The following is a 1,394-nucleotide window of genomic DNA, read 5'->3' on the forward strand; positions in this document are numbered from 1 at the left end:
GGACTTGGCGATGGCGAGGAAGCGCGCGGCGACCTCCGCGTCGAGCACGCCCGCCTCGACGCCCGCGCGCACCGCGAACCGCAGGTTGATCAGCGGCTCCGAGGCCGCGCGCAGCGTACGCGGGTCGTAGACGAGGGCCACCTCATCGTCCTCGTCCACCTCGCCGGAGGCGTAGGCGTCGAAGACGCGGCCGACGCCGGTCATGCCGTAGGGCGCGCACTCGACCGCGCGCAGCGCGCCCATGCTGGAGGAGCCGTAGACCGGGACGCCCTGGTCCACGGCGCGCAGCACCTCCTTGGGCGACACGCAGAGGCTGCCGAGGAAGCGGCCGTCGACGATCCCGACGGCCGGCGGTCTGCCGGGGCGGGCGAGCAGGGCGTCGATGTCGCCGCGGGCGACGGGCGGCAGGAACTCGGCGTCGAGTTCGCGGGCCGCCGAGGCGTGGTCGAGGCTGGGCCCGAGGAAGACGACGGGACGCATGCGGACAACTCCTGGCTCGAAGGACGCCGGAAGGCGCGGCGGGGCCGGCGGCGGGTCAGACGGGGGAGAGCGTACGGACGGCGGCCTGCCAGGCGGCGGCGCCACGGGCGCCGATCCGGCAGTAGTCCGTCGCCCAGGACTCGAGCCCCGGCACCATGACCCGCACGACGCTGACGGGGATCCGCGGCGGCGAGAGGTCGACCACGATCACACGGGGCAGGCCGGCCGCGCGCAGCCGGTCCAGCGTCAGGTCGATGTCCGCCCGGACGTCATCACCCGGACGGGTGGGGATCTCCGTCATGCCGACGGTGCGACCGGCCGGCTCCCAGGCCCAGCCGTGCTCGTCGACCGAGGCGGAACGCCGCACATGCAGCTCGTACTTGGGCACCTTCTGCCCCGGCAGGCTGATGTCCTCCCGCATGGCCTGGATGTCCACGGCCCGCCCCTGGGCGCACTCGCTCAGCGCGCGCAGCAGGGCGACCTCGGCGTCGGGATGCGTGCCGTAGCCGCCGTGCCCCTGCGAGACCGCGAACCCGATGTCCTCGCGCGTCGCCGCGAAGAAGCTGGGAATGCCCAGGTCCGAGGTGATGTCCACGGCCCGGACCTCGATGCCGGCCGCGTGGAAGCGTCCGAGCAGCTCCTGCACCGCGGGCGGCGCGGTCTCCAGCCGCAGGTGCGGATGCAGCCCGCGCAGCCGGTCGACGGCCGCGGCGTCGGCCAGGGGTCCGCCCCGGCCCCCGTCCTGGAGAACCTGGGTGAGGTAGTTGCTGGCGAGCTCGGCCAGCGTCATGGAGTCACGCTCGATCAGCTCGCACAGGGCGTGGCAGACCGCCTCCTCCAGGCTGTTGCCGGAGGCGAGGCCGTTGGTCGTGGTGATCCGGTAGCAGGGCTGCTCGTGCAGGCGCGCCTGGTAG

At 74.2% G+C, this 1,394-nt stretch carries 2 protein-coding genes; both read right to left on the reverse strand.

Annotated elements, in window-relative coordinates:
- On the reverse strand, positions 1 to 480 hold a 480-nt coding region (locus AB0K09_RS33380; protein ID WP_366069136.1), incomplete at its 3' end, for a TfuA-like protein.
- Between the two features lie 55 nt (positions 481 to 535).
- Positions 536 to 1,394 (reverse strand): YcaO-like family protein (locus tag AB0K09_RS33385; protein ID WP_366069137.1); only part of this gene is annotated, 859 nt, incomplete at its 5' end.

The organism is Streptomyces sp. NPDC049577 (assembly GCF_040675635.1).
In the GTDB taxonomy this organism is placed as follows: domain Bacteria; phylum Actinomycetota; class Actinomycetes; order Streptomycetales; family Streptomycetaceae; genus Streptomyces.